7 protein-coding genes are annotated in these 7,775 nt (G+C 71.6%); 5 read left to right on the top strand and 2 right to left on the bottom strand.

The window, feature by feature from the left end:
* The first annotated feature begins 386 nt into the window (after nt 1-386).
* The 4 genes from ABD308_RS01355 (at nt 387) to ABD308_RS01340 (ending at nt 5,823) form a co-directional block, all read left to right on the top strand.
* Entirely contained in the window at nt 387-1,181 is a 795-nt protein-coding gene (locus tag ABD308_RS01355) for an isoprenyl transferase (RefSeq protein WP_344324168.1), read from the top strand.
* 250 nt (nt 1,182-1,431) lie between these two features.
* Entirely contained in the window at nt 1,432-2,766 is a 1,335-nt protein-coding gene (gene phoH2 / locus ABD308_RS01350; protein WP_344324165.1) for an RNA 5'-3' helicase PhoH2, read from the top strand.
* Between the two features lie 455 nt (nt 2,767-3,221).
* Nucleotides 3,222-3,983 (top strand): aggregation-promoting factor C-terminal-like domain-containing protein, encoded by a 762-nt coding sequence (locus ABD308_RS01345; RefSeq protein ID WP_344324162.1) that lies wholly within the window; start codon nt 3,222-3,224, stop codon nt 3,981-3,983.
* 424 nt (nt 3,984-4,407) lie between these two features.
* Nucleotides 4,408-5,823, top strand: coding sequence for an AI-2E family transporter (locus ABD308_RS01340; protein WP_344324159.1), 1,416 nt, complete (start codon nt 4,408-4,410; stop codon nt 5,821-5,823).
* Between the two features lie 100 nt (nt 5,824-5,923).
* Here ABD308_RS01340 and ABD308_RS01335 read toward each other — a convergent pair whose 3' ends face one another.
* Together ABD308_RS01335 and ABD308_RS01330 are read right to left on the bottom strand one after the other, a co-directional pair.
* On the bottom strand, nt 5,924-6,466 hold the full coding sequence (locus tag ABD308_RS01335; RefSeq protein WP_344324156.1) for an alkyl hydroperoxide reductase: 543 nt from the start codon (nt 6,464-6,466) through the stop codon (nt 5,924-5,926).
* Nucleotides 6,467-6,469: 3 nt separating this feature from the next.
* Nucleotides 6,470-7,021, bottom strand: a complete 552-nt coding sequence (locus ABD308_RS01330; protein ID WP_344324154.1) for a peroxiredoxin — start codon at nt 7,019-7,021, stop codon at nt 6,470-6,472.
* A gap of 191 nt (nt 7,022-7,212) precedes the next feature.
* Between ABD308_RS01330 and ABD308_RS01325 the strand changes: the two genes are divergently transcribed.
* A partial coding sequence (locus ABD308_RS01325) for a LysR family transcriptional regulator (RefSeq protein ID WP_344324151.1) occupies nt 7,213-7,775 on the top strand: 563 nt, incomplete at its 3' end.

Here is a 7,775-nt window from a genome sequence, read left to right as displayed (position 1 = left end):
GGTGGGGGGCGCGGCGGCCGCGTGTGGGGGAGGGCATTGCGTCCGAAGTACTGCCTTGACGAGGGCGGGACCGGTGTTCTGTTCCGCCCTGGGAACAAAAGCTGGACTAGACCATTGGGGGTCGTCAAGCATTGAACCGTCGGCTTACGGATTCCTTAAGGAATCGGAGACCGTTCCGTATCCGGCCGCCGGGCGTTCCCCGGATCGTCCCCGGGCAGCCGCGCGGGTCCCTTCAGGCCACCTCCGCCACGCCCGTCGCGACAGACTTCGTACAGGACCGTGACCCTCTCGCGACCTGCGGCTTTCCCTGCCGCCACGGCGCGGGAGTAGGCTGCGCGGGGGTTCTGAAGCACCCGGTGATGTGAGTACGGAGGGGCCGAAAAACCATGGGTCTGCGCGATGTCGTCGAACGCACGCCGGGTCTGCGCGTCCTGCTGAACGGGATGTACGGCCTCTACGGTCGCCGGGTCGAGGTGCACCTCGCCCGCACCCCGCGCCACATCGGCGTGATCCTCGACGGCAACCGCCGCTGGGCCCGCGCCACCGGCGGCTCCACCGCGTACGGGCACCAGCGCGGCGCGGACAAGATCAGCGAGTTCCTCGGCTGGTGCGACGAGACCCACGTCAAGGTCGTCACCCTGTGGATGCTCTCCACCGACAACCTCGACCGCCCGGCCGACGAGCTGGTCCCGCTGCTCGGCATCATCGAGGACGCCGTCACCAACCTCGCCGCCGCCCGCCGCTGGCGGATCAACCCGGTCGGCGCGCTGGACCTGCTGCCGCGGCACACCGCCGACGTCCTGAAGCGGGCCGCCGAGGAGACCGCCGGCATCGAGGGCATCACCGTCAACGTGGCCGTCGGCTACGGCGGCCGGCACGAGATCGCGGACGCCGTCCGCTCGCTGCTCCAGGAGCACGCCGGCCGGGGCACCTCGATCGAGGAACTGGCCGAGGTCCTGGACGTCGAGCACATCGCCGAGCACCTGTACACCAAGGGCCAGCCCGATCCCGACCTGGTCATCCGCACCTCGGGCGAGCAGCGGCTCTCCGGCTTCCTGCTCTGGCAGAGCGCGCACAGCGAGTTCTACTTCTGCGAGGCGTACTGGCCGGCCTTCCGCAAGGTCGACTTCCTGCGGGCGCTGCGCGCCTACGAGCAGCGCAACCGGAGGATGGGCCTCTGACCGGGGGCCGGCGCGTCCCGGGACACCGGGTCCGGCGTCCCGCGCCAGCGGGATTGACCACGTAGGAGCTGGCCTACCCGGCGGCCGGGCGAGGCCAAACGTTCACCCGCAATGATCCGTCAGTTCTCCGGGGGCGCGAATGCACCGCCCCCCGCCTGGGAATACTCCGATCAGACCGGCCCCGAGGCCACCGGGGCAGCGGGGGCCGGCTTGCCGCGGATGACGCAGGGTCATCCGCCCTGGAGGCCTAGTGGTCAGTTCCAAGAGCCGCCGGACACCAGACCGGCGCACGTACGTTCTCGACACCAGCGTGCTCCTGGCGGACCCGCTCGCCATGAGCCGCTTCGAGGAGCACGAGGTCGTCCTCCCCGTGGTCGTGGTCACCGAGCTGGAGGCCAAGCGGCACCACCCGGAGCTGGGGTATTTCGCCCGCCAGGCGCTGCGACTGCTCGACGACTACCGGATCCGGCACGGCCGCCTGGACGAGCCCATCCCGGTCGGCGAGCTCGGCGGCACCATCCGGGTCGAGCTCAACCACTCCGACCCGTCGATACTGCCGGCCGGCTACCGGGCGGGCGGCGGCGAGGCCGACACCCGGATCCTGGCGGTGGCCCGCAACCTGCAGGCCGAGGGGTACGACGTCACCGTCGTCTCCAAGGACCTCCCGCTGCGGATCAAGGCGTCCTCGGTCGGCCTGCTCGCCGAGGAGTACCGGGCCGAGCTGGCGATCACCTCCGGCTGGACGGGCATGTCCGAGCTGCACGTGCCCGCCGACGACGTGGACGCGCTGTTCGCGGCCGGCCACGACGCCGGGGTGGACGTCGAGGGCGCCGCCGAACTGCCGGTGCACACCGGACTCGTGCTCACCTCGGAGCGCGGCAAGGCGCTCGGCCGGGTCACCGGCGACGGCCGGGTCCGGCTGGTGCGCGGCGAGCGCGAGGCGTTCGGCCTGCGCGGGCGCAGCGCCGAGCAGCGGGTGGCGCTGGACCTGCTGCTCGACCCGGAGGTCGGGATCGTCTCGCTGGGCGGCCGGGCCGGTACCGGAAAGTCCGCGCTGGCGCTCTGCGCCGGCCTGGAGGCGGTCCTGGAGCGGCAGCAGCACCGCAAGGTGATGGTCTTCCGGCCGCTGTACGCGGTCGGCGGGCAGGAGCTCGGCTACCTCCCGGGCTCCGAGACGGAGAAGATGAGCCCGTGGGCCCAGGCGGTCTTCGACACCCTCTCCGCGGTCACCACCCCGGACGTGATCGAGGAGGTCATCTCCCGGGGGATGCTGGAGGTCCTGCCGCTCACCCACATCCGCGGGCGTTCCCTGCACGACGCCTTCGTGATCGTGGACGAGGCGCAGTCGCTGGAGCGCAACGTCCTGCTGACGGTGCTGTCCCGGATCGGCCAGGGCTCGCGGGTGGTGCTCACCCACGACGTGGCGCAGCGGGACAACCTCCGGGTCGGCCGCTACGACGGCGTGGTGGCGGTGGTGGAGAAGCTGAAGGGGCATCCGCTCTTCGCGCACATCACGCTGACCCGCTCGGAGCGCTCGCCGATCGCGGCGCTGGTGACGGAGATGCTGGAGGACGTCAGCCCGTGAGCCGTTGATTTACGGATCATCCGGACATTAACGGACGAAGACGTCAATTCCCGCCAAGGGGCCCGTTCCTGAGGGAGCGGGCCCCCTCCTTTCATCACATCGAGTGCTTTGTGTTCGACGAACGCCGGTTCGGTGAATGTGACATCCGCCACGCAACAGGGAATTGCGTCGACAGGTCCCCTTGCGGCATGGTGAGGGTTCTGTCAGGCCCCGCGTACGGCATGGCAAGGCTTCCGGGAGACCGGGGGTCCGGCCCGGACGGTCCACCAACTCCGGTCGGTGGACGCACAATTGAAGACCGAAAGCCGTACGCCGCCCGATCACAACGCCCGGTCGCCTCACCTCGGCCGGACGCCGGGTCAGTCCCTCCCGTGACCAGCACCGTACGGAGGGCCGCGCCAAGGGGCATCTTGCGCCCGTACGGTCACGCGTGGGCGATGCTGGAAGGAATCCATGTGACTCGGATCTCGGTCCGGGGAGTTGCTGTCGCCTCCGCCACCGCCGTCACCGCTGTCGGTGCCGTCGTGGGCATGGCGTCGGGCAGCGAGGGCAAGACGACGCAGACGGTCGACGTCGCGGGCGCGACCCTCCTTGCCGAAGTCCCCTCCGGCGCCCAGGCGCAGACCATCAGCGACAACATCGGCACGCAGGCATCCGCCCAGCAGGCCGCGGCCGACGCCGCGGCCAAGGCCGCCGCCGAGCAGAAGGCCGCCGAAGAGGCCGCCCGCCAGCAGGCCGCCGCCGAGGCCCAGGCCAAGGCCGACGCCGCGGCCAAGGAGGCCGCCGCCAAGGCCGAGGCGGAGAAGGCCGCGAAGGCCGCCGAGGAGAAGCGCAAGGCCGACGAGGCCGCCGCGAACCGCTCCAAGGCGCGCTCGGCGATGGCCGCCACCGACGGTGCCGCGTCCGCCCCCGCGGTCTCGGTCAGCCCCGGTTCGGTGCAGGCGCTGGCCCAGCAGATCATCGGCAACGACGCGCAGTTCCAGTGCTTCAGCCAGATCGTGAAGCGCGAGAGCGGCTGGAACTACACCGCCACCAACAAGAGTTCCGGCGCGTACGGCCTGGTCCAGGCGCTGCCCGGCACCAAGATGGCCTCGGCCGGTGCCGACTGGCGCACCAACCCGGCCACCCAGATCAAGTGGGGCCTCGGCTACATGAACAGCCGCTACGGCAGCCCCTGCGGCGCCTGGTCGTTCTGGCAGTCGCACCACTGGTACTAGGAACACCCGCTACGGCGAACACCACCGCGGCCCCGGTCACGCTTCCGCCGTGACCGGGGCCGCGGTGTTCCCCGATCACGGGCGGGCCGCGCCGCCCGGGCCGCGCTGACCAGTGGGCCCGCGGGCGGCGCGGTCCTGGGTGCGGACGCGGGGACGGGGAGGGGTCCTGGTGGCTCCCCGCACCGGCCGGTCCGCCGACAGGTGGCTCCGGGTTCCCGATCGGCTCCTCCCCGCTGCCCCGTGCCTGAAACCACCCAGGACATGCGGGTTTGCCCCGGATCCGGCCCCGAAGAAGCCGCACTGATCGTGCCCGCGGGGCGGACTCACCGCGTCCCGGCCGGGTAGCGTCTTCCTGACGGCCGTGGCGGGACCCACGGCGTGCCGCCGCACCGGGCGGCTCCGGCGGGGAGAAGTGGTAGCGAGCATGGCGCGGGGCGGAAAGGCCTTCAAGGCCGTGGCCAAGGGGATGGCCGTGGTGGCGAGCGCGGCCGCCGTGATCGAACGGCGCCGGCGGGCCGCGATGGCGGCCGACTTCCACGAACCGCCGCTTCCCGCGCCGCCGGCCGACCCGCTGCCCGGACCGCGGACCGGGTTCACCCCGCCGCCCGTCGTTCCCCCGCCCCTGCCCGCACCCGCTCCCGAGCCCGCCCCGGTTCCCGCGCCCGCTCCGCCCGTCGCCCCCGCCGCCTCCCACTCCCACTCCCACGGGCACTTCGGCCGGCCTGCCACCCCCGCCGAGGCGGTGCCGTGGGGGCTGCGGGTCGCCGCCGAGTCCACCTGGCGGCTGCTGCTGCTCGGCGGCGCGCTGTACGTCGTCTTCTACATCGTCGACATGCTGCGGCTGGTCGCCTTCGCGGTGCTCGCCTCGCTGCTGATCTCCGCGCTGCTGGAGCCCACCGTCTCCTGGCTGCGCCGCCACGGCGTCCCGCGCTCGCTGGCGGCCGGCGGGGTGTTCATGAGCGGACTGGCCGGCATCGGGCTGGTCGGCTGGTTCGTGGTCTGGCAGGTGACCACCAACCTGGAGACCGTCACCAGCAAGGTCAAGGCCGGTGTCGACCAGCTGCGGGACTGGCTGATCACCGGGCCGCTGCACCTGACCGAGCAGCAGATCACCGACTTCGCCAACCAGATCACCAAGGCGATCAGCACCAACACCGAGCAGATCACCTCGGCCAGCCTCACCGGCGCGCAGATCGCCGTCGAGGTGCTGACCGCCGTCCTGCTCGCGTTCTTCACCACCTTCTTCTTCCTCTACGACGGCGAGCGGATCTGGAACTGGGCGCTGCGCGGCCTGCCCCGGCACTCCCGCTACGCGATGGCCGGCGCCGGCCCCAAGGCCTGGGCCACGCTCACCGCCTACGTCCGCGGCACCGTCTGCGTGGCCTTCATCGACGCGGTCTGCATCGGCATCGGCATCCAGCTGCTCGGCGTGCCGATGGCGCTGCCGCTCGCCGTGATCATCTTCCTGGGCGCCTTCGTCCCGCTGGTCGGCGCGCTGGTCACCGGGACGGTGGCGGTGCTGATCGCGCTGGTCACCACGACGCCCTGGACGGCGCTGATGGTGCTGGCGGTGCTGATCGCCGTCCAGCAGATCGAGGGCCATGTGCTCCAGCCGCTGATCCTCGGCCGCGCCGTCCGGGTCCACCCGCTCGGCGTGGTCCTCGGGGTGGCCGCCGGCTCCATCATCGGCGGCATCGGCGGCGCCATCGTCGCCGTCCCCCTGATCGCCGTCACCAACACCGTGGTCACCCACCTGCGCCGCCGCAACGAGGCCGGCCAGGCCGTCTTCACCGCCCTCGAAGCCGCCCGCGAAGCCGCCGCCCGCCCCCCGGCCCCCTGACCCCCGGCCCTCTGATCCCAGGGCTCCGCGCACGCGAACGGGCCCCTCGTCAGGGACTCGGTCGAGTCCGGGACGAGGGGCCCGTTCGTGGTGGTGCGGGTCAGGCGGTGACGCTCGCGAGGGCGGCCTCGGAGTCGAGGACACCGGCGACGGCCTGGAGCACGGCGGCGATCTTCATCGACGCCTGGACGACCTCGCGGTCGACGCCGGCCTTGCGCAGCACGGCCTCGTGCGAGTCGAGGCACTGGCCGCAGCCGTTGATCGCGGAGACCGCGAAGCACCAGAGCTCGAAGTCGATCTTCTCGACGCCCGGAGTGCCGATGATGTTCATCCGCAGACCGGCCCGCATGCTGCTGTACTCCTTGTCGGAGAGCAGGTGCAGCGTCCGGTAGTAGACGTTGTTCATCCCCATGATCGCGGCCGCGCCCTTGGCGGCGTTGTACGCCTCCGGGGAGAGGTTGGCCTTGGCCTCGGGCTCCAGCTCGCGCAGGACGGCGGGGCTGCGGGTGGCCATCGCGCAGGAGAGGACGGTGCCCCACAGCTGCTGGGCGGGGAGGTCGGAGTTGCCGATGACCGAGCCCAGGTTGAGCTTGAGGTCCTTGGCGTAGTCCGGGAGGGCGGACTTCAGGTCGTCGAGGGCCATGGGTCAGCCCGCCAGGAGGGCCTGGGCGTCGAGGGTGTCGTCACCCTTGTTCCAGTTGCAGGGGCACAGCTCGTCGGTCTGCAGGGCGTCCAGCACCCGCAGGACCTCCTTGGGGTTACGGCCGACGGAGCCGGCGGTCACCATGGCGAACTGGACCTCGTTGTTCGGGTCGATGATGAAGACGGCGCGCTGGGCGGTGCCGTCCGCGTTCTCGACGCCGCAGGCGCGCATCAGGTCGTGCTTGACGTCGGCCAGCATCGGGAACGGCAGGTCGTTCAGGTCCTTGTGGTCCTTGCGCCAGGCGTGGTGCACGAACTCCGAGTCGCCGGAGACGCCGAGGATCTGGGCGTCGCGGTCGGCGAACTCCTCGTTCAGCTTGCCGAACGCGGCGATCTCGGTCGGACAGACGAAGGTGAAGTCCATCGGCCAGAAGAAGACGACTCGCCAGCCGTTCTGGCCCTCCGAGGAGTAGTCCTTGAACTCCAGCTTGTCCGCGGACGGCCCTTCCACGCCCTTGAGGTTGTAGGCCGGGAACTGGTCACCGATCGTGAGCACGTTCGCTTCTCCTGAGGTGAGGTGAGGGGAGTTTGTCCGGTTTGCGGAACGGGCTCCACCATTCCACATCGTGGACTGATCAGGGAAATAGCTACACTCGATGTGTCTGATCGGAGAGAGTTATCAACAGCCCCACGCCCCCCTCCCGCCCCGTCCGTCGCAGGGCCGCCGCCCGTAAACCCGACGCCGCTGTGGCGAACGCCACCACGCGCAGCCCCCGGACGCCCACGGTCGCCCAGCTCAAGGCCTTCGTGGCGGTGGCCGAGCACCGGCACTTCCGGGAGGCCGCGGCGGCCACCGGGACGAGCCAGCCGGCGCTCTCCGGGGCGGTCGCCGCGCTGGAGGAGTCGCTGGGCGCGCAGCTCGTCGAGCGTACGACGCGCCGGGTGATGATCACTCCACTGGGGGAGCGCGTGCTGGAGCACTCGCGCCGGGTGCTCGCCTCCCTGCAGGCCCTCACCGAGGAGGTGGAGGCCGCCCGCCGCCCGTTCACCGGGCCGCTGCACCTGGGCGTCATCCCGACCGTCGCGCCGTACCTGCTGCCGACCGTGCTGCGGCTGGTCCGCGACCGCTACCCGGAGCTGGAGCTGCACGTCCACGAGGAGCGCACGCCCTCGCTGCTGGAGGGGCTGGCCGCCGGGCGGCTGGACGTGCTGCTGCTGGCGCTGCCGGCCGGCGGCAGCGCGCCGACCCGGGACATCCCGCTGTTCGACGAGGACTTCGTGCTGGTCGTCCCGGCCGGCCACGAGCTGGC

Origin of the sequence: Kitasatospora putterlickiae, from assembly GCF_039527695.1 — a bacterium.
GTDB lineage: Bacteria > Actinomycetota > Actinomycetes > Streptomycetales > Streptomycetaceae > Kitasatospora > Kitasatospora putterlickiae.
This window is presented reverse-complemented; position numbering and strand designations above follow the sequence as displayed.

Excerpts from the sequence above, each read along its gene's own strand:
- ABD308_RS01355 (WP_344324168.1), top strand. The coding sequence starts at position 387 with ATGGGTCTGCGCGATGTCGTCGAACGCACGCCGGGTCTGCGCGTCCTG.
- ABD308_RS01340 (WP_344324159.1), top strand. The coding sequence starts at position 4,408 with ATGGCGCGGGGCGGAAAGGCCTTCAAGGCCGTGGCCAAGGGGATGGCC.
- ABD308_RS01335 (WP_344324156.1), bottom strand. The coding sequence starts at position 6,466 with ATGGCCCTCGACGACCTGAAGTCCGCCCTCCCGGACTACGCCAAGGAC.